Raw genomic sequence first — 20,035 nt, forward strand, 5'->3', positions numbered from 1 at the left:
GTGCACTGCTGTGGTCTGCTGCGTTGACGTAGCGTATGCCGCCGATAGAAATTTAATAATAATGAGTTGCTCGCATTAACTGCCAAAACCATTGTGGGCGATATTTGATTTTGGGTTGATTATCAACCTGTTTAAGGTATCGCTCCTCTCTAATAATAAATTGGAAATGCATCCATGCGCCAACATCCCATGTTCCGCTTTTGCACACTCGCAGCCCTTGTCGGCACTGCAACTCACGCGGGTGCCTACGAGTTGTATGCCCAAGGTGACACTCACCTGAATGCCAATCTGGAGGCGGTGTTTGGCGCTTTCCACAGTCAGCAAAATTACGCGCCTTCCGGTCGATTGCAGCCGGGGTCGTCCTCATGGCGGGAGGGTTACATCAAGTATGGCGTGAGCGGCGATCAGGGGCTGGGCGCCGCCGGGACGGCCTATGGCGCCTTCTCACTGCTCAGTTCAGGGACTTGGGGTGATGGCGACGCGGCCGGTTTCACCGATGGCTCTGAACGCACGACCAAAATCGAGGATGCCTATCTGGGGTGGCGTTCGGGCAACCTGTTCGAAGCCCTTGGCCAGGACGGCATCGACCTGTCATTCGGTCGACAGAATATTGTAGTGGGCGACGGCTTCCTGATTCAGGGCGACGCCCTCAATTTGGGGCGCGGCAACGCCGATGGCCAATTCAATCGTGGCGGCGCTTACTACCTGGCGGCGCGCAAGGCTTTTGACAAAACCGCCGTGCTACGAATCGGCGGCAAGGAAGGCTGGCGTGGCGACCTGATGTGGCTCAAATCCGATAACCGTGCCCAGGCCAATACCGAGATGTACGTCGGTACGCTGGAACATGTGGCAGAGGCGGGGACCGTCGGGCTGACGTACATCAACACCACCGACATCCGCGAACCGTACGCCTCGCCGCTGCAGCTCGAGCGTGACGGCATGAAGACCTATAGCCTGCGCGCAGCGGGCAATGCGGGCGTGAAAAACCTGTTTTTGTCGGGTGAATACGCCAGGCAGAACAAGCCCAATGCGGCGAATGAAGACGCCTGGTACCTGGAAGCCGGGTGGACCTTCGCCGATGCGATGTGGAAGCCGAGCGCGAGTTACCGTTATAGCCGCTTTTCCGAACGCTACGACACATTGTTTTATGGCATGAGCCGTGGCTACGGCACCTGGTTCCAGGGTGAAGTGGCCGGTAACTATGCCGGCCCCTTCAACGGTAATTCACGTATCCAGAACGTCACGCTGAAGGTCTCGCCGTTGGAGAACCTCACCCTTGGCGCGCTGTACTTCAACTTCGACACTATCGACCGAAAATTGGGTAACACCGATGGACATGAAGTCGACCTGTATGCCGAATGGCACTTCAATGAGCACGTGACCGTGATGCCGTTGGTGGGCATCTACCAGCCGGACAAGAGCGCCGCGCAGGGTGGGGCACAGTTGGGTAACAACGACAAAAACGTCTATACCCAGTTGGTGTTCGCTACGACGTTTTGACCGTGGGCGGGTGGCATGCGTCACCCGTTTTCGTTCCTGTCCACTGAGACAAGGTTGAATCCATGGGTACTGTTACTTTGACCATACAGAGCAAAATCACTCCTCCCGGACCCAGCGGCAAGCCGTTCAACACCTTTTACACCTGCTCGCGCGATGGAGTTCGGGCTGGGAACCCTGGCCGCCATTCTCGGCATGTTATTGATCTGGCTGACCGCACGAGGTGTGACGCGCCCAGTGCTTGGGCTAGCAGCGATGCTCGAAGAGATCGCCCAGGGCGAAGGTGACCTGACCCGTCGGCTGGATTACCCGCGCCGTGATGAGCTGGGCCGCTTGGCAAGCGCGTTCAATCGTTTCCTCGACAAGTTGCAACCGGTCATAGCCCAGGTGCAGGGATCGGTGCAGGACGCTCGCCAGACGGCGGACCAGTCCGCGCAGATCGCCCGAAGTACCAGTGAGGGCATGCAACAGCAATTTCAGGAGATCGACCAGGTTGCCACGGCCTTGCATGAAATGTCCGCTGTTGCCAATGCACAGGCCGCCGACGCCGCGCGTAATGCCGACCAGGCCAGCCAGCAAGGGCTGGAGGTCATTGCCAGGACCACGTCGGCCATCGACGAACTCGCCCATGATTTGAGTCATGCCATGCATAAGTTGCAGGGCTTGGCTGACAGTAGCGAGCAGATCGGTTCGGTATTGGAAGTCATCTGTGCTATCGCCGTGCAGACCAATCTATTGGCTCTCAACGCCGCGATTGAAGCGGCGCGTGCCGGGGAATCCGGGCGAGGTTTTGCCGTGGTGGCCGATGAGGTTCGTAACCTGGCGCGACGTACTCAGGATTCGGTCGAAGAAATTCGCCAGGTAATCGAAAACCTGCAGTCCGGCACCCGCGATGTGAGCCAGGCCATGCACAGTAGCCACAGATTGGCTCAGAGCAATGTGGTTCAGGTGCAGCAAGCGGTACACGCGCTGCAACGCATAGGCTTGGCGGTAAACGTGATCAGCGAAATGAACCTGCAGATAGCGAGCGCAGCGGAGCAGCAAAGCAGCGTTGCCGAAGAGCTCAATCGCAATGTCGATGCCATCCGCGATGTGACCGAATCACTTTCCGGGCAGGCGAAACAGTCAGCTCAGGTGAGCAATCAGCTCAACGAGCTGGCGAATTATCAAGGAGACATCATGCAGCAGTTCCGGGTTTGATCCCCACACCGGCTAACGGCATTCAGATCAATTGCTCCACCAACTGCAAGCAATGACTGAGCCCGGGCGACTTATCATTTACCCTGTGGCTCAGAATAATCGGCGAGGTCGCGGTGGCTTCCACAATCGGCGTATAGCCGATATCCGCCCTATGCAGTACTTGCACCGAGGCCGGTACCAACGTCACGCCCATGCCGGCGCCGACCAGGCCGATGGCGGTCTGCAATTCGTTAGTCCATTGCGCCACCTTGAGGCTCAGGCTATGGGCGTCGAACAGCGCGATCACATGGTCGGCATAACTGGGGCGCGGGTTGCCCGGGTACAGCACAAACGGTTCGGCGGACAATTGCGCGAGGGTGGCGGGCGCGGCGAGCAAAGGGTGGCCGGCGGGCAGTACCGCCACCAGACGGTCCTCCACCAGGACGCGCTGGACGATGGCCGTGTCATCGATGCGGATTCGCCCGAAGCCCACATCGATACGCCCGGCCTTGAGGGCTTCGACCTGCTGCAAGGTGGTCATCTCCGAGAGCCCCAATTCCAGCTCCAGCGCCTCGTGGGTGCGCAACCGCCGAATCAGTTCCGGCAACACGCCATACAGGGTCGACGGCGCAAAGCCGATGCCCAGCCAAGTCTTCTCGCCCTGGCCGATGCGCCGCGTGTTGGCGCATACCTTGTTCAGTTGTTCCAGCAGCACATTGGCGTGCTCATAGAAAAACCGCCCGGCCTCGGTCAGCCGCAGCGGCCGGCCGCGTTCGAGCAGAATCACCCCCAGCTCATCCTCCAGTTGCTGGATCTGCCGGCTCAAGGGCGGCTGGGCGATGTGCAGGCGTTCGGCGGCGCGGGTGAAGTTCAGGGTTGCCCCCAGCGCTTGGAAATAACGCAGGTGACGTAGTTCCATGATCACTCCCTCCATACCCTAAGGGTATTGTTCGAGACCCATTCTATATTGGATGCCTTGAAAAATAGGGAACAGAATCGGATCAAATCTAAAAAGAACTCAACAGGTATCGCCATGCCCATTTGCGCCATAGAGTCGATCGAGACCATCATCGTCGACCTGCCCACCATCCGCCCGCACAAGCTGGCGATGCACACCATGCAGAACCAGACCCTGGTGATCATCCGCGTGCGCTGCGCCGACGGTATCGAAGGCATTGGCGAGTCCACCACCATTGGTGGCCTGAGCTACGGCAATGAAAGCCCCGACAGCATCAAGGTCAACATCGATCGCCACTTCGCGCCGCTGTTGATCGGCCAGGACGCCAGCAATATCAATGCAGCCATGTTGCGTCTGGAACGCAGCATTCGCGGCAACACCTTTGCCAAGTCGGGTATCGAAAGCGCCTTGCTCGATGCGCTGGGCAAACGCCTGAACCTGCCGGTCAGTGAACTGCTCGGCGGCCGCGTGCGCGACGCCTTGCCGGTGGCCTGGACCCTGGCCAGCGGCAACACCGAAAAGGACATTGCCGAGGCCGAGAAGATGCTCGACCTGCGCCGCCACCGCATTTTCAAATTAAAGATCGGCGCCGGTGAAGTCAGCCACGACCTGGCTCATGTGATCGCGATCAAAAAAGCCCTGGGCGATCGTGCGAGTGTGCGCGTCGACGTCAACCAGGCGTGGGATGAAGCGATGGCCCTGCGCGCATGCAAGGTGCTGGGCGACAACGGTATCGACCTGATCGAGCAACCGATTTCCCGCAATAACCGCGGTGGTATGGCGCGGCTCAACCTGTCGAGCCCGGCACCGATCATGGCGGATGAATCCATCGAATCTGTCGAGGACGCCTTCAACCTGGCCCGCGAAGGCGCGGCGTCGGTGTTCGCCCTCAAGATCGCCAAGAACGGCGGCCCCCGCGCGGTGTTGCGCACGGCGGCAATCGCCGAGGCGGCGGGCATCGGCCTGTACGGCGGCACCATGCTCGAGGGCGGTATCGGCACCCTGGCGTCGGCGCATGCATTCCTCACGCTGAACAAACTGGCGTGGGACACCGAACTGTTCGGCCCATTGCTGCTGACCGAGGACATCCTCACGGAGCCGCTGGTGTACCGTGATTTCCACCTGCATGTCTCCACCGCACCGGGCCTGGGCCTGGCCATCGATGAAGAGCGCCTGGCGTTCTTCCGTCGTGACAAACACTAAGAGGCAACTGCCATGTTGTTCCATGTGAAAATGACCGTGAACCTGCCTCTGGACATGAATCCCGAGCGCGCGGCCAGTCTCAAGGCCGATGAGAAGGCTCTGGCGCAGCGTCTGCAACAGGAGGGCAAATGGCGCCACCTGTGGCGTATCGCCGGGCATTACGCCAACTACAGCGTGTTCGATGTCGACAGCGTGCAAGACCTGCACGACCTGCTGATGCAACTGCCGCTCTACCCCTATATGGCCATCGAAGTGAATGCCTTGTGCCGGCACCCTTCGTCGATCCATGAAGACGACCGTTAAGCCTGTCACGCACCCAATAATTACAAGATGAGGAATGCACCATGTCCATCCGACTGTCCCAGACCGCTCACGCCCAACAGTTTCTCGAAGAAGCCAGCGGCAAACTTAACGACGCCGGCAACCCGCGCACCAAAGCGTTGGTGTATCGGATTTTGCGCGACACCGTGAATATCATCGAAGATCTGGAGGTTACTCCCGAGGAATTCTGGAAGGCGGTCAACTACCTCAACGAACTGGGCAAGAACCAGGAGGCTGGGCTGCTCGCCGCCGGACTGGGCCTGGAGCATTATCTGGATATGTTGATGGACGCCGCCGATGTCGAGACCGGCAAGACCGGTGGCACCCCGCGTACCATCGAGGGCCCGCTTTACGTGGCCGGTGCGCCGTTGTCCAAGTACGAAGCGCGCCTGGATGATGGGACCGATGCTGCCGTGCCGCTGTTCATGCAAGGCCAGGTGCGTGATACCGACGGCAATCCACTAGCCGGCGCGATTGTCGATGTGTGGCAAGCCAATACCGGCGGCACGTATTCGTGGTTTGACCCGACGCAATCGGAGTTCAACCTGCGTCGACGCATCGAAACCGATGCCCAGGGCAACTATCGTTTCCGCAGCATCGTGCCGTCGGGTTATGGCTGCCCGCCGACCGGGCCGACCCAACAGTTGCTTGATCAACTCGGGCGCCACGGGCAGCGGCCGGCGCATATCCACTTCTTTATCTCGGCCCCGGGTTATCGTCACCTGACCACGCAGATCAACCTGTCGGATGACCCGTACTTGCACGACGATTTTGCGTATGCCACACGCGATGAACTGATCGCCGAAATCCGCTTCAGCGACGATCAGCAACTGGCGCTGGAGTTGGGCGTGCAAGGGCGCTTTGCGCGGATTGATTTCGACTTTGAGCTGCAGGTGGCCGCTGCACCGGTAGAGCAGAAGCGCATGCAGCGCGTTCGTGCGCTCGAGGATTGAGCGCGGTAGGGCAGGTGAGTCTCTGAGTTCGGGATTACGGTGTGTCGGTCAGTCTATTCAGACCGCAGCGGTGCAAACACATCCAGTTGCCTCTGGCATTGCAGGCGGGGGGGAGTTACACCAATATTTTCGAACGGGAGTAATCTCTGTATGCGTCATGAGCGGCAACGTTTTCAGTCTACACATTCGTTCGTTGCGAGTAGACAATGTGCGCTCAGTTCCGGGGTAGTTCAGCGGTAGAACACTCGGCTCTTAACCGGGTGGGCGCTGGTTCGAATCCAGCCCCCGGACCCACTACATCGCAGGGTCAGAAGGACATATGTCCAGGCACGATAGGGAATCGGATGCAATGGCCGGCATAAACGCCGGTTATGCGGTCTTTCAGTTATCTCGAGCATTGACCGCATCGGGTCTAGACACTGTGAAAGCGCGTGAACGGATTGAGCGCTGGCAGCAGGTGGTCGAACACATGGTGCAGGGCACCGCGCTGTATGGCTCGCGTATACCACTCGTGGATGTGCCTGAATGGGTCACACTGGAGGTAGTCACGGGTGGTTTTGCCACTGGACAGTATCTGGCCAGTGGTGCACTGACCGGGTACGAACGGCGGCTGGCCGCCTCAATCCCAGGCATCCGCCCTGGTTTTGAACGACTTGATCTCAACACCTGGCACCTTACGGATGAGGGGATCGAAGCACTGCAAAAGCAACTGGTGAACAGCGACTATCGGATCGATGTACCAGAAGAGGCAGCGCTACTGTACGTGGCCTGGCTGTTGGGACAGCAGCGCACGGAGGAAGCACGCAGACTGATTGAGTCGATCGCACCTTTTTTTGAGCAACTGCGTTTCTTTCCAATGGCTTCTGACGGGCTACCGCTCGCGACGGTGGAAGTGCAGATCTTCGATGTCGGCGATATCAAAAAGCTGCTTTCAAAACTCCCTGCGCAGCAGCGTCTGGCGGTGCAAAAACATGTGGTCGTGACTCGGTTGCCTTTCTACGATGCAGCTATCTCGCTCTTCCTCTTAACGTACCAGGATGATTGGCCTTGCCGGCAATATCCTGAAGGCTGGCTTGAGCAGGCGAATGCGCTAAGTAGCCAGTTCGATGCCACCGGTAGCAATGACATCCTCAACGTTGAACCTTTCAGGGGCCGGGTAGGGGAGTTGTACACGTTGCTAAGGCTCTGCTCCCGTGACCCAATCTCGCTGACAGGGCGTCAAGTCGGACGTATTCGGCGGATCGTCAATGATTTCGTGTGCAAACATGGTCATCCTGAATCCGAAGATCATCTACAGAGCCGAGCCATGCAGCGCCATCAGGTGGCCGCGCCCGAGCATCATCTGATCGCCAAGGCGGTTTCTGAGCGTCTGATCAGCTATACGAACTCGGAAGGCATCTCTGATTTTTCGTCCCTGTTGGAACCGATTACCAATGAGGAGGCGAAGGCATATTCGCTGAAAACCGGTGTCGCCATTCCACCAGCAGTTCGCCGACGCCTCGAGCGCTGTCGAAAGGGAACCATCAGTCAGTTGATTGACAAGGGATTGATCACATCTGGGGATACCGTGGCGCGAGTACTGCCAGCGATGACGGCCGAAATCTGCAGTGCTGGATTTCGCGATACGACACTGCGCACGTTGTCTATCGCAACGTATCGTGCTTTTCGGCGACGCCGTTCATTGCTGCTGCTCAACCTACAGAGCCAAGTCAAAATCAGTGACTTGCCTTGGGTGGCGGCCGTTGAAGGTGAACGAGAGGCACACACTGTTGCCGTTGAGGGAGCCAGACAAGCCTTGATCGAATCCTCGGCAACAACCCTCGCTGCTTTCCCTCAGGCAATCCTTCCGAACAAGCTACTTCAGGAGTTTGGTTCGCTTGCTGTCACGGCGAAGCTGGATCTTCCTTTTGTGGAGGAGGTCGCGGCGGACATTTTCATGGGAACCTTTTCGAATAAATTCGTGGAAGCAGCCAGGCGAGCGGCCTCGTTGATAGATGGCACCCTTTACGCCCATTATTACGACATCGACACGAACCAACTGGCGATCCTTCCCGATAAGCCGAAATCAAAGAGCAGAAACTATTTCCAGCGTGACTTGGATACCAGTGATGCATTGGCGAACCTGTGCGCACAGCGGGCTAATGCACCCTTGGGTGGACGGCATTCAGCAACCAACGGCAGGATCATCGAGCAACAACAGATTTTGACGACGCAAAACCTTTCGCTTCTATTTGGTGATCTCGGTTTGAAAGCGCTGCTACATCATCGCTTGGGCTCACTTGCTCAGGAGTGCTTTCAATGGATATGCATGCGGCAGCAGATGAAAATCAAGTTCTATCACTCTAGCTTGGTGATGCTCAAAAATACCGCTTATGCCTGGCGCCAGATGGTGTTTTATTTATCCATGCAGGATGACGCCGAGAGGCGTTGCGCAATCGATAGCATCGAAGCTCATTTCGCGGCTCAACCCATTGCATTCCGAGAGAGATTTCTACCGGCAATTATGGGGTTGCGTGTGGCAGCTTCCGGGCTCCCGTTGACCCTGAACCGCCGGAAAAGTGAGGGGGCTCAGGTTTTTCTCGGATGGACCACCGAACGACATTGGTTGTTACCGCCGCAAACGAATGACATCAGTTAACCGCTCGGCTGTATCGATGAGGCGTGCTTGAACGCCTCAAAAGCGATATCTGTTAGCTGGCTGGAGTTCTTGTACAGACGGGGTAAAACTTTTATGCATACATCAGGGACCGAAGTCAGGAAGGACGTCCAACGATAAGAGCCTGAACGTCTGCAAAAATCGGAAGGTGGTGGCGCGTGACCTCAAGCACAAGTATAGAGAGTTCCACCCTGACACCTAATTTAACATAATATACATTATGCGAACTGTTCTATACGGAGACCGGGTGCTCTGGCGGTCAGATTCCAAGGCCGGGAATCCCTCTCCGATCCCTGCAACGATGCCCTGGCACGATTTGCTACGCACACGCTACGTTCTCTGTTCGAGTCTCGGCATGCCCAGCGGTTTTCTGCATAATTACAAGTTTTGCAGTGAGCTTGTCTGCCAGCACTCCAATGGGATGAAAGGTGATTAGAAAATTCGAGCATGACGACACGGAACGCGTTCTGGAAATCTGGTTGAGCGCATCAATCAAGGCCCATGACTTTATTGATGCTTCGTTCTGGCAATCCCATGTTGCAACGATGCGTGAAGTTTATATCCCGGCATCAGAAACGTTTGTCATCGAAGACAAGTCCCAGGTTCTGGGTTTTTGTAGCTTGCTGGATGACCAACTGGCGGCATTGTTTGTAGATCCTGATCACCAAGGCATTGGCCTGGGCAAGCAATTACTTGGGCATGCTAAAACGTTGCGCAGTGAGTTGAGCCTGGCGGTTTACAAGGAGAATGCGCCCAGTTTTACCTTTTATCAGTCACAGGACTTTGTGCTGCTCAAGGAGCAGATCGACTTGCAAACAGGCCATGCTGAATACCTGATGCACTGGCCATCGGACCGTTTTTTTGACGACTGACGAACATCTTGCTCCGCCGATATTGACTTCAATCACGGCGCCCGCTCATTTCCTCTTGGCCGAGGGTTGATTTATATGCCAGAAAACGATAACTCAACTAAATGACTATTTAGTTGAGTTATAACGCTTCAATAACCACTCGCCGCCGTCATCGCCCCGCCCACAATCGCAATCCCTGAGCTGCTGCCCAAGCGTGTGGCCCCGGCCTCAATCATCTTCAATGCAGTCGGATAATCGCGCACGCCACCAGAAGCCTTCACCCCAACCCCGGCACCCACAGTTCTACGCATCAGTGCCACGTCTTCGACCGTAGCTCCGCTTCGACTGAACCCGGTGGACGTCTTGACGAAGGCCACACCCAGGTCACGGCAAATCTCGCAGGCTTGAACCTTCTGCTGGTCGTCCAGCAAGCAGGTTTCCAGGATGACCTTCAACGGCACGGTGCCGCAAGCCTGGTGGACCAGGGCGATGTCTTCGCGCACGGCGTCCAGCAACCCGTCCTTCAACCAGCCGATATTGAGCACCATGTCGATCTCCCCTGCCCCGGCTGCAATCGCCTGTTGGGCTTCGAACGCCTTGGTATCGCTCAGGCCGGCGCCGAGTGGAAAGCCGACCACGGCGCAAATCACCACCCTGTCGTCGGTCAGGCACGAAGCCGCGTAAGGCACCTGACCGGAATTGACGCACACCGAATAAAAGCCATGCTCGCGGGCTTCCTCGCACAAGGTGCGGATCTGTGCCTGGGAGGCGTCGGGCGCCAGTAATGTGTGATCGATGTACTTGGCCAGTGCAGCGGGTGGGAGACTGTTCATTTAATGGGCCCTTGCCTGTATGTTGCCAATGATAGTGAGGCGCTTGTCACAGCGCTCACGTTAATTAGTTATAATAATAACAAATAATGTTACTTATTTAACACTAACAATCAAGCCCTGGAAGACTCGTGGACAGTAGAAAAGCCGAGCGATTGAAGCTTATCCAACAAGCCCTGCAGGACCAGAACGCCATTCACCTGAAGGAAATGGCCGCACTGCTGGACGTTTCCGAGATGACCCTGCGCCGCGATCTCAACCACTTCAGCGATCACCTGCGGTTGCTGGGTGGCTATATCACCCGCATCGGCAATGAGAGCGGCGATTACCGGGTGGCCGAGCAGGACACCCGCCACGTCGAGGAAAAACGCCGCATCGGCAAACTCGCCGCCGCGTTGATCCAGGCCGGCGATACGGTATTTTTCGACTGTGGTACCACCTCACCTTTTGTCGTTGATTTCATCCCCGATGCGCTGGAGTTCACTGCGGTGTGCAGCTCATTGAACGTGCTGCTCAAACTGCAGAACAAACCCAATTGCCACATCGTGTTGTGCGGCGGCACCTTTCACCGCAAGAACCAGGTCTTTGAAAGCAGCGCCGAAAGCAGCATCCTCGATAGCGTGCGCCTGACGTGGGCCTTTGTGACCGCGGCCGGCGTCAGCCAGGCGTTTGGCGTAACGTGCTTCAACTTCAATGAAGTCGAGGTCAAGCAAAAGGTCATGCGCCAGGCTCAGCAAAGCGTATTGCTTGCCGATTTCAGCAAGTTCGACACAGTGCGCACTGCGCACTTCGCCGCTCTTGAGGATTTTCAGTACGTGGTCAGCGACAAGAAAATCCCCCGCAGCTATAAGGACGTCATTCAGGCCAGTGGCGCGCAACTGCTGGTTTAATCCAGCAACCGTCGCCGTTCCTGCGCACTTAAATACCCGGTACTGACACTGAATGAAGCGCTGGCTCCGGCCGCCAGCGAACGCACATGGCCTTTGGCTTTCTCGGCGTTATAGCCCTCGGGTTCACAGGTAGACGGCAACACGAACGCCGCCACTTGTTGATCTGGCGTGTGCAGGATCCAGCGTGCGGCGTGCGCAAATTGCTCGGGACGGTAGCGGGTGTAGAACGCCGCACCGCTGGGATGATCCAGCAGAAAATGCGCCTGGCCCGTGGGATCTGTGCCAACCCCGTCGAAGAAAAACACGATCTCGGGGTCGTACAATGCCGGTTGCTCCAGGCAGGCCAATTGCGCAGGCTGCTCGGCCAGCTGCGCCATATAGGCACTCCATGCCGGCGTCGGCTTGACATGGTCCGGCACGCTGGTGCGCAGACGCTGGCGCTGTATGCCCAATGGCTCGACAAAGCGGGCGCCGTCCACGTACGCGTAGTTCATGTGGGCCATGTACATCAGGTCCATGGGCTTGCCGGCCAGGTTCGTCACCTGCATGTCGATATCGAACACGGCCGAATCGGCGCGCAGCGTCACGCTGGGACTCGCTCGGTAGCGATCGCCGAATCCCTTGGCATATTCATACGAGCCGCCCAGGCGTACAACGCCCTCGTCCACCTCCAACCAGGCCGTATCCATGGGCGCGCAGGGCATTTCGCCGTGCAAGACATGCGTGTCATCCGACGCGGGGCAGCCGTTGCGCAGCAGGCCACTGTGAAACATGAAGCAGCCGTAAGTATCGATAATCGTCGGACTGGGCCGAGGTTGCTCGAACAGGTTGCTCATGGTCAAGTCGCAACCGTCGAACACGGCTGACCAGATCATCTGCCCTTGAAAAGGCAGTATCACCAGTCGCCCACGGCTATTCTCCAGGCTCACGGCCAGCACGCCGGACGGGTAGACCCAGGCACTGACCTTGAAGGCCGACGATTGCAGGAGGATCTTCTCCTGCTCGGCAAACACCGCAGGGTACAGCGCGATATGTGTATTCATGAGGCTACCGCCCTGGTCGCGCCCACCGGTAAGGTGCCGGATTGGCGCATGCACTTGAGCGCATACATCACGATCACAATGAAACACAGCAACGGCACGCTGTAAGCCAACTGCATGTTGCCGCCGCTGGCGTCGGACAACAGGCCCTGGAAGATCGGGATCACCCCGCCGCCGACGATGCTCATCACCAGCAATGAACCGCCGACGCCGGTGTCTTCACCCAGGCCATCGATGGTCAGGCCGTAGATGGTCGGCCAGCAAGGGCCGAGGAAGATGCTCACGCCAACCGCTGCATACACCGCCGAAATGTTCGGCACCAGAATGGTGTAGGCCAGCAGCACGATGCACAGTACCCCGTAGATCGCGAGTACCTTGGCGGGGTGCAGGCGACGCATCAACAGGTTGGCAATCAACTTTCCGACAAAATAGGCGGCAAACGTAGTCAGCAGAAACCATGATGCGCTGCGTTCATTCATACCGCCCATTTGCATGGCCAGGCGAATGGTGAAGCTCCATACGCCGACCTGTGCGCCCACATAAAGAAACTGCGCCAATACGCCAAAGGTAAAGCGCGGATTACGCCACAGCCGCCCCAGGCTTTGACCCAGGCTGCCGGGCTTGCTGCCGGCGGGCTTGTTGCCCTTGCACGCAGGGAACCGCGTAATGGCGATCAGGATAAAGATCAGCACCAGCACCGCAATCATCCATTTGTAGGGCAACAGCGTGGACTGGATCATTTGCAACTGCTGCACCGCTGCCTCGGAGGCGCTCATCCGAGCCAGTTGTTCAGTGGTGGCGTCGGTGTCCTTGAACATCACGAAACTGCCCACATACACCCCTGCCATGGCACCGAAGGGGTGAAAGGTCTGCGAAATATTCAAGCGCCGGGTCCCGGTTTCTCGGGGCCCCATCAGTGTCGAGTAGGTATTGCAGGCGGTTTCCAGGAACGACAGGCCGGCGGCGATCACAAACAGCGCCAGAAGGAACATGCCGTACTTGGCCGTGGAGGCGGCCGGAAAAAACAACAGGCAACCCAACATGTATAGCAGCAGCCCGATCAGAATCGTGCTCTTGTAGCTGAAACGACGCACCACCATCGCGGCCGGAATAGCCACAAAAAAGTAGCCCAGGTAAAACGCCGACTGCACAAAGGCCGTCTGGAAATCACTCAGCAAAAATGCTTTCTTGAAGTGGGCGATCAGCACGTCGTTCATGCTCGCTGCCGCAGCCCATAGGGCAAAGATGCTGCACAGCAGGATAAAAGCGAACCAGGGCGTGCGGTTCAGGTAGAAACCGTCGGGTGTCTGTTGCAGCGCAGGTGTGTTCATTATTGTTCTCCGGGCTGGGCTGGGCTGAGGGTGTCAGCGCTGTTGTTGCTCAAAGCGATTGAACGTTTCACTGTCGGGATAGGAACTCTGCGTACCCAGCCCCATGACCGAGCAGGCGGAATACGCCACCGCCCGCTCCATGGCCTGGCGAATATGGCGGTCGCGGTTCCAGTGGTGAATGAAACAACCGATAAAGGCATCCCCGGCACCGGTAGTGTCGCGGGCTTCAACCCGTACCCCCAGCACCTGGAACTCGCCCTCCTCCCCCACGTACAGCGCACCGTGTTCGCCGAGTGTCACGATCACGTGGCGGATGCCGCGGGTCACCAGGCTACGGGCGGCGGTCCGGGCTGATTGCGGCGAGTCCACAACGTGGCCGCTGATCAACGCCAGCTCCGATTCGTTGGGGATCAGGAAGTCAAGGTGCGCCAGGTGCTCACGACTCAAACCGGCCAGGGCCGGTGCAGGGTTGAGGAGCACCGCGATACCGTGCCGGTGAGCGAATTCGATGGCGTGGTAGACCGTTTCAAGATTGATCTCCAGCTGCAGCACGATCAGCGTGCATTCGCGAAGGTCGGCGGCAGCCGCCTCGATGTCCGCCGGCAGCAAATGCGCATTGGCACCCTTGACGATCAAAATGCTGTTGTGAGAGTCGGCCCGAACAAAAATCGGCGCGACGCCGCTGGAAACGCCAGGCACGCGCTGCACATGACGAGTGTCGATACCAAAGCGCTGGAAGTTGGCCACTGTGTTGTCGGCAAACATATCGTCGCCGACCTTGCTCAGCATCAGGACATCAGCCCCAAGCTTGGCGGCAGCCACCGCCTGGTTGGCCCCCTTGCCGCCGCAACCCATGGCAAAGCCAGGCGCTTCAAGGGTTTCGCCCTGAACCGGCATGCGGTCGATATAGGTAATCAAATCCACCATGTTGCTGCCGATGACTGCGATCTTGCTCATTGCTATTCCACCTTGTTGCGACCGGACCAGGCAGGCCATGCCGCTCTTGTTTTGTTATTTAAATAACATAAGGTGTGAATATTCAATCTTTTTTTTACGCGAACGATTCAAAGCGTCGTACGAACTGGCACGGACGATGGTCGGGCATCAAGCGCCGGGACGCGACCTTGAGCCGTTGCTGAATGATAATTTCACGCAAAAAAAAACCGGCCCACCAGGAGCCGGCCACGAAGACGCCCGCGTTACAGTCTGAACCGATCCACGGACTGCGACAGTTTGCTGGCCAAGCCAGCCAACTCATCGGTGGTCAAGGCGGTATCGCCAATAACGCGACTATTGCTTTGCGACATGCCGGCAATCATCTCCACCTGATGGGCGATCTCGTTACTGGCCAAACTCTGTTCACTGATGGTGCGGGAAATATCATTCACCAGCTCCGTGGTATTGAGCGTGGCCTGGAGGATCTCGCGAATAGCGCGTTCCACGTCGGCGGTGACGGCCATGCCCTTGTCGACTTGAGCAACGCCCTCCTCCATGCTGGTCACCGCTTCACGGGTGTTCTGCTGGATACGCCCGACCATGCTGGCGATTTCCTGGGTCGAGGCGCTGGTGCGCCCTGCCAGGCTGCGCACTTCGTCGGCCACCACGGCGAAGCCGCGGCCCTGCTCGCCGGCGCGGGCGGCTTCGATGGCGGCGTTCAGGGCCAGCAGGTTGGTTTGGTCGGCGATGCCCTTGATCACCTGGATAATGCTGAAGATTGCTTCGGATTCTTTGTCCAGGGTGCGAATCACCTGGGCCGATTGCTGGGCCGAACGTGCGATGCCGTCCATGTCGCTGACCACTTGATGAATGATCCGGCCGCCGTCCTTGGCCAGGGTTTCAGCCTGGTTGGCCATGTCCAGCGCCTGCCCGGCATGACGGGTGATTTCTTCGATGCTGGCGGTCATTTCACTCGCGGCGGCGGCCATGGTGCTGGCGGCCTCGCTTTGCTGCTGGCTGCTGCCTGCCACCTCATGACAGCCCTGGCTCAGGCGTTCGCTTACACCGTTGACCTCATGGGCATTGCTGCGTACCACGTCGATCATGCCGCGCAAATCGCGCTGCATGGTGGCGAGGCTGCGAATCAGCGTACTGGCTTCGTCCTGGTTGCGCGGCTCGACAATCGGTTCGCTCAGGTTGCCGCGGGCGATGCTGTCGGCAATGCGGCTGGCGGTGCGCAGCGGTCCCATGATGCTCATGATCACCCAGCGTCCCTGGGCCAGCAGCAGCAAAAGGCTGGCGCCCAGGACCACGCCCAGGATCCAGTTGGCGTTGCTGATCGCCTGCCGGGTGCCGGTGCTGGTTTGCTGGGTATGGGTTTCGATCAGCTCACTCAGCGTGGCCATCTGTTCCTCCAGCCGGCTGAACGCTGCATTGAAGGTCTCAAGCTCCCCACGCGCCGCCTCGGGGTTGGCCAGGGCCAGCGCGACGATGCGCTCGCCGGCGCTGACGTAAGTCTCCAGGCTGGGTTTGATTTTTTCCAGGCTGGCCTTGATGGTGGCGTCCAGCGGCAGCTGGAAATTATCCGCCAGCATCTGCCGGAAGTGCTCGGCATGCTCCTTGAGCGAGGCGCTGACGTCGGCCGGCGTGCTGGTGCTTTTGCCCAGCCCCACCAGCATGGCGGACAACACATCGGCACGCAGGGCGTCGTGCATCATGTCGGCTTCCATATGATTGCGCAGCACCGTCATGCTGACCTCATTGTCCTGCACGGCGGCGCCCATCCGGGAATTTCCCAGGTAGCCGGCCAGGCTCATGATCAAGGCGGTCAGCAGCCCGGTCGCAATCAACAGCATCAAGCGTAGTTTGATCGTCATCTGGTATCCCCATACCTGGACCGCCGGTTGGGAAACCAACCGTTCGAGCGCGTCATTAGTACCGTTATCGGCAAAGGCCTCTGTTAGTGAAGCCCAAGTTTGCGGATCTGCGCGAATCCCTTAAGCTGGGCGTCTTTTGCTCGGACTTGCCCATGCCTCGTAGCATCGCCCACCTCGCCCTGCTGTTGGGCTTGATCACCGCCGTCGGACCGTTTGCCATCGACAGTTACCTGCCGGCGCTGCCAACCCTTGGCGCCAGTCTCAACGCGTCGCCGGCCGCCGTGCAGATGAGCCTGACGGTGTTCTTCATGATCATCGGCGTGTGCCAGTTGTTCTACGGCCCGATCAGCGATGTCTTTGGACGCAAATTGCCGATCTATGCGGGGTTGGTGATCTTTACCGTGGGCAGCATCGGCTGTGCGTTGGCCCCCAGCATCGAAGTGCTGATCGGCTTTCGCGCGGTGCAGGCCTTTGGCGCATGCGCGGGGATGGTGATTCCACGGGCGATTGTCCGCGACCTGTACACCGGCCATGAAGCGGCGCGCTTGATGGCCTTGTTGATGCTGGTGATGAGCGTTTCGCCGATCCTTGCGCCATTGGCCGGCAGCCTGGTGATTTCGCTGTGGAGCTGGCGCGAGGTATTTGCCGCGTTGGCGGTGGTGGCGATGCTGTGTCTGGTGATGACGATCGTGCAACTGCCGGAAACCCATCCGGCGGAGCGGCGTCTGGGCAAGACCCTGGGCAGTGCATTCGGCAGCTACGGCGCCCTCCTCCGCGATCCGGTGTTCACCGGGCTCTCGGTAGTAAGCGGCTTTGGCCTGGCCACGTTCTTCGTGTTCATCGGCAGCGCGCCCTTCGTGTACATCGAATACTTCGGCCTGACGCCGACGCAATTCAGCCTGTGCTTTGCAGTGAATGCGGCGTCATTTTTCGCCATGAGCCAGCTGACGGCACGCCTGAGCGCGCGTTTTGGCCTGCCGCCGCTGATTCGCTGGTCGGTGATTGCCGTGGCAGCCGTGATGGCGCTGTTGGCGGCCACGACACTGTGGGGCAATCACCTGGCCTTGATGATGACCCTGCTGTTTATCGGCTTCGGTTTTCTCGGCCTGTTATTACCGGCCGCCGGCGTGTTGTCGCTGGAAGACCATGGCGCGGTGGCGGGTTCGGCATCGGCCCTGCTGGGCGCGATTCAGATGGTCACCGCCGCTGTCTCCATGACCCTGGTGGGACTGTTTGCCGACCATACGCCCGCGCCAATGCTGGTGGGCATCGCGCTGTGCGCGACCGCCGCCATGCTTACCGTGCTGTGGACGCTGCGCCGCTTGCCGCCGCACCTGGCGAGCGCCTGATCGCCGCGTCACGCCTACAAATCAAACCGGTCCACCGCCCGCCTCCGCTCGTTGTCGTCACGTACGTCATAGCTGGCGGTGGTCTGGATATTGGTGTGATGGGCCAGCTTTTGCGCAATCGACAGGTCATGTTCCTCGATCACCCGCGTGATGAATGAGCGGCGAAAGTCATGGGGCATGATCTTCACGCCCACTTGGTCCCCACGCTGGCGGGCGATGTAGTAAATCGCGTGCTTGGTGATACGTTCCCGGGTGATATGACTGCCGCGTCGAATGCGGTTGAACAGGAACGCGTCGTCCTCTTCGCCTTCCTTGAGTTGCCCGCGACGGAACTCCAGCCAGGCCTGCAGCTTGGCGAATGCCCAGTCCGGCGCGTATTTGACCAGTTCTTTGTTGCCCTTGCCGATCACGCGCAAGCTGCGCTGCTCGAAGTCGATCTGCGCCAGGTCAAGGTTGACCGACTCCGATTTGCGCATGCCCGAGCCGTACAGGAGGCCGATGACGGCGGCGTCGCGCAGGCCCTGGGGGCGTGGGTCGGCGGCGCAGACTTCCATCATTTCGCGGATCAACGTGCGGCGCAGGTTGCGTCCCTGCCCCAGCCGTGTCCCGGACGCGGCCTTGACCGAACGCATCTTCAACAGATGTTCCTGGCTGATCAGGCTCATCCGCCACGCTTCATTCATCACCCCGCGCACGGCATTCACATACAGGGACGAGGTGTTCGGCGCATAGCCGTCCTCACGCAACGCGGCGACCAAGGCAATCACCTGTTCGGGCTGCAGCAGGTGCCAGTCGATGTCTTCCAGGTTGACCTCGTCAAGGCCGAGGCGGTCGGCGGCGTCCTGCAGCACGTAACGCATGGTCAGTTGGCTGGACGGCGCAAGGCGGGTGAGGTAGAGGGTCAGCGGGTTGCGGATGGACTCAGTCAAGGTAGATCAGCCTTTGGATTAAATATCACGAGCAATCCATTGATTAACCGTAATATTTATTGAATTGGCGAAGGCCGAGTCTAGCGCAGTCCCGGCCCTGCCATCAAATCAGGGCGCCACCTCTTCTTCTTCGGCAGATGGCTGAGGTTGAGCCTGGGATTGGCTCCAATCGGCGTCCTGTTTCTGCATCAGGGCAAACCAGTGGCGACGCATGAAGGTCAGGTAGCTGTCCGGTGCCTTGGCGAAATCCTTCTCATCGGCGTAGCAGCCTGGCAGCGGCAGTTCGGTGCCCTGCTCCTTGTACTGGCTGACCAGCGCCTGCTGGGCGGCCACGCTGCAATCGGTCGGCAACGGCATGCCACGCAGGGCACCGGCGTCCTCGTCCCACCAGGCTGCGCCGTAGCGGTCAACGCCGCGCAGGCGATACTTCTCCGACTTGCCGACATGCATGATCAACTTGAATTCATTCGGGCTGACGTCGCTGGTACAGGTGCGCGAATAGCCAACGGTCGCCTGGGTAGTGCCGTCACCCAGCAGGTCGGTGACCTGGGTAGCCGCCCTGTCAAAGTGCAGCCTGGCGTCGAACTGGCACTGGCGTACGTCGTCATAGAGCATCCACACGCGCTTGGGATGCTCGCCCGCCAGCAGGTACTGGGCCGCGTAGACAAAGGCCGACTGGGTGCCATCGTCGTCCCGCTCGCCGACCTGTTCGGCCAGCACCAGCAGGTTCTTGCCCTGGCGGTCGTCCCAGGTATAGGCGGCGACTTGCTTGCCACGCACTTCGACACCCTCGGGTACCTGATCAATGTTCGCCAGGGCCACGCCTTCATCGGCCCGCACGGCCGTGACACAGGCGACGCATACCCACAATCCCATCAACACCGGCCGCAACTGGCCGCGTAAAAGCTGCACGCTATTCATCCGAGTACCCTGGCAAGAGATGGCTTACTTTACCGGCACTTGAAGGGCAATGCAGAGAAGATTGTTGAATAGATACACAGCGCCCCTCACGGGCGCTTCCCACGTGAACCAAATACTCGGCGGGCTGTTCCTATCTGCCTGAAAATTACAAGGTTTAACACCTTGGCCACATAGCTGAACCCTAGCTGTCTACCTGTCAAATAAACGAGTTTTTCATCCGCCTTTCATATTCGTTGAACATTTTTGCGCTTAACCTTGTATGCAACACTTCAGAGCAATCCGGGGTTAATCGACTAAGCTGTTGATTACGCTTT

16 protein-coding genes, 1 tRNA gene and 2 pseudogenes are annotated in these 20,035 nt (G+C 58.6%); 10 read left to right on the forward strand and 9 right to left on the reverse strand.

All coding sequences use genetic code 11. The features are described 5' to 3' along the window. Positions 1-174 precede the first annotated feature (174 nt). The gene (locus tag BFQ00_RS08770) at positions 175-1,500 is read left to right on the forward strand and encodes a hypothetical protein (protein WP_065933223.1); all 1,326 of its coding nucleotides are present in this window, start codon (positions 175-177) and stop codon (positions 1,498-1,500) included. A 93-nt stretch (positions 1,501-1,593) separates the two neighbouring features. Next, positions 1,594-2,697 (forward strand): annotated as a pseudogene (locus tag BFQ00_RS08775) (methyl-accepting chemotaxis protein); the annotation flags it as partial. A 22-nt stretch (positions 2,698-2,719) separates the two neighbouring features. Here BFQ00_RS08775 and BFQ00_RS08780 read toward each other — a convergent pair. Beyond that, positions 2,720-3,595: a LysR family transcriptional regulator gene (locus tag BFQ00_RS08780; RefSeq protein ID WP_065933224.1), complete on the reverse strand. Its 876-nt coding sequence runs from the start codon at positions 3,593-3,595 to the stop codon at positions 2,720-2,722. A 114-nt stretch (positions 3,596-3,709) separates the two neighbouring features. On the opposite strand from BFQ00_RS08780, the gene BFQ00_RS08785 reads away from it, so the two are divergent. The 6 genes from BFQ00_RS08785 (at position 3,710) to BFQ00_RS08810 (ending at position 9,639) form a co-directional block, all read left to right on the forward strand. Then, positions 3,710-4,837, forward strand: a complete 1,128-nt coding sequence (locus tag BFQ00_RS08785; protein WP_065933225.1) for a muconate cycloisomerase family protein — start codon at positions 3,710-3,712, stop codon at positions 4,835-4,837. A gap of 12 nt (positions 4,838-4,849) precedes the next feature. Continuing rightward, a complete protein-coding gene (catC, locus tag BFQ00_RS08790; protein WP_065884323.1) occupies positions 4,850-5,140 on the forward strand; it encodes a muconolactone Delta-isomerase in 291 nt (96 codons plus the stop codon). Between the two features lie 41 nt (positions 5,141-5,181). Further along, positions 5,182-6,111 carry a catechol 1,2-dioxygenase gene (gene catA / locus BFQ00_RS08795; RefSeq protein WP_065933226.1) on the forward strand — a complete coding sequence of 310 codons (930 nt, stop codon included), beginning with the start codon at positions 5,182-5,184 and terminating at the stop codon, positions 6,109-6,111. Positions 6,112-6,330: 219 nt separating this feature from the next. Next, positions 6,331-6,405, forward strand: a tRNA-Lys gene (locus BFQ00_RS08800). A 55-nt stretch (positions 6,406-6,460) separates the two neighbouring features. After that, positions 6,461-8,749 (forward strand): hypothetical protein, encoded by a 2,289-nt coding sequence (locus tag BFQ00_RS08805; RefSeq protein ID WP_065933227.1) that lies wholly within the window; start codon positions 6,461-6,463, stop codon positions 8,747-8,749. A gap of 446 nt (positions 8,750-9,195) precedes the next feature. Beyond that, positions 9,196-9,639 carry an N-acetyltransferase gene (locus tag BFQ00_RS08810; RefSeq protein ID WP_065933228.1) on the forward strand — a complete coding sequence of 148 codons (444 nt, stop codon included), beginning with the start codon at positions 9,196-9,198 and terminating at the stop codon, positions 9,637-9,639. 128 nt (positions 9,640-9,767) lie between these two features. Here BFQ00_RS08810 and deoC read toward each other — a convergent pair whose 3' ends face one another. Then, on the reverse strand, positions 9,768-10,451 hold the full coding sequence (deoC, locus tag BFQ00_RS08815) for a deoxyribose-phosphate aldolase (protein WP_065933229.1): 684 nt from the start codon (positions 10,449-10,451) through the stop codon (positions 9,768-9,770). 128 nt (positions 10,452-10,579) lie between these two features. On the opposite strand from deoC, the gene deoR reads away from it, so the two are divergent. Further along, positions 10,580-11,338, forward strand: a complete 759-nt coding sequence (deoR, locus tag BFQ00_RS08820; protein WP_065933230.1) for a DNA-binding transcriptional repressor DeoR — start codon at positions 10,580-10,582, stop codon at positions 11,336-11,338. Here deoR and BFQ00_RS08825 read toward each other — a convergent pair. From BFQ00_RS08825 to BFQ00_RS30400, 5 genes and pseudogenes are all read right to left on the reverse strand, one after another. Continuing rightward, complete coding sequence (locus BFQ00_RS08825; RefSeq protein ID WP_065933231.1) at positions 11,335-12,381, reverse strand: aldose 1-epimerase family protein; 1,047 nt, start codon at positions 12,379-12,381, stop codon at positions 11,335-11,337. The genes deoR and BFQ00_RS08825 overlap by 4 nt on opposite strands. Next, on the reverse strand, positions 12,378-13,709 hold the full coding sequence (gene fucP / locus BFQ00_RS08830; RefSeq protein WP_065884316.1) for an L-fucose:H+ symporter permease: 1,332 nt from the start codon (positions 13,707-13,709) through the stop codon (positions 12,378-12,380). Before fucP ends, BFQ00_RS08825 begins: the two co-directional genes overlap by 4 nt. 33 nt (positions 13,710-13,742) lie before the next feature. Next, positions 13,743-14,666 (reverse strand): ribokinase, encoded by a 924-nt coding sequence (gene rbsK / locus BFQ00_RS08835; protein WP_065933232.1) that lies wholly within the window; start codon positions 14,664-14,666, stop codon positions 13,743-13,745. A gap of 242 nt (positions 14,667-14,908) precedes the next feature. Continuing rightward, positions 14,909-15,772, reverse strand: a complete 864-nt coding sequence (locus BFQ00_RS30395) for a methyl-accepting chemotaxis protein (RefSeq protein ID WP_371914190.1) — start codon at positions 15,770-15,772, stop codon at positions 14,909-14,911. After that, a pseudogene (locus tag BFQ00_RS30400) lies at positions 15,767-16,522 on the reverse strand (MCP four helix bundle domain-containing protein); the annotation flags it as partial. The pseudogene BFQ00_RS30400 and the gene BFQ00_RS30395, both read right to left, overlap by 6 nt. 152 nt (positions 16,523-16,674) lie before the next feature. On the opposite strand from BFQ00_RS30400, the gene BFQ00_RS08845 reads away from it, so the two are divergent. Further along, positions 16,675-17,871 (forward strand): multidrug effflux MFS transporter, encoded by a 1,197-nt coding sequence (locus BFQ00_RS08845; protein ID WP_065933393.1) that lies wholly within the window; start codon positions 16,675-16,677, stop codon positions 17,869-17,871. A gap of 14 nt (positions 17,872-17,885) precedes the next feature. Here BFQ00_RS08845 and xerC read toward each other — a convergent pair whose 3' ends face one another. Further along, positions 17,886-18,800: a site-specific integrase gene (gene xerC, locus BFQ00_RS08850; RefSeq protein ID WP_065933234.1), complete on the reverse strand. Its 915-nt coding sequence runs from the start codon at positions 18,798-18,800 to the stop codon at positions 17,886-17,888. A gap of 108 nt (positions 18,801-18,908) precedes the next feature. Next, positions 18,909-19,721 carry a M949_RS01915 family surface polysaccharide biosynthesis protein gene (locus BFQ00_RS08855; RefSeq protein ID WP_065933235.1) on the reverse strand — a complete coding sequence of 271 codons (813 nt, stop codon included), beginning with the start codon at positions 19,719-19,721 and terminating at the stop codon, positions 18,909-18,911. Between the last annotated feature and the right edge of the window lie 314 nt (positions 19,722-20,035).

Source organism: Pseudomonas sp. 28 E 9 (assembly GCF_900004785.1).
Classification (GTDB): domain Bacteria; phylum Pseudomonadota; class Gammaproteobacteria; order Pseudomonadales; family Pseudomonadaceae; genus Aquipseudomonas; species Aquipseudomonas orientalis_A.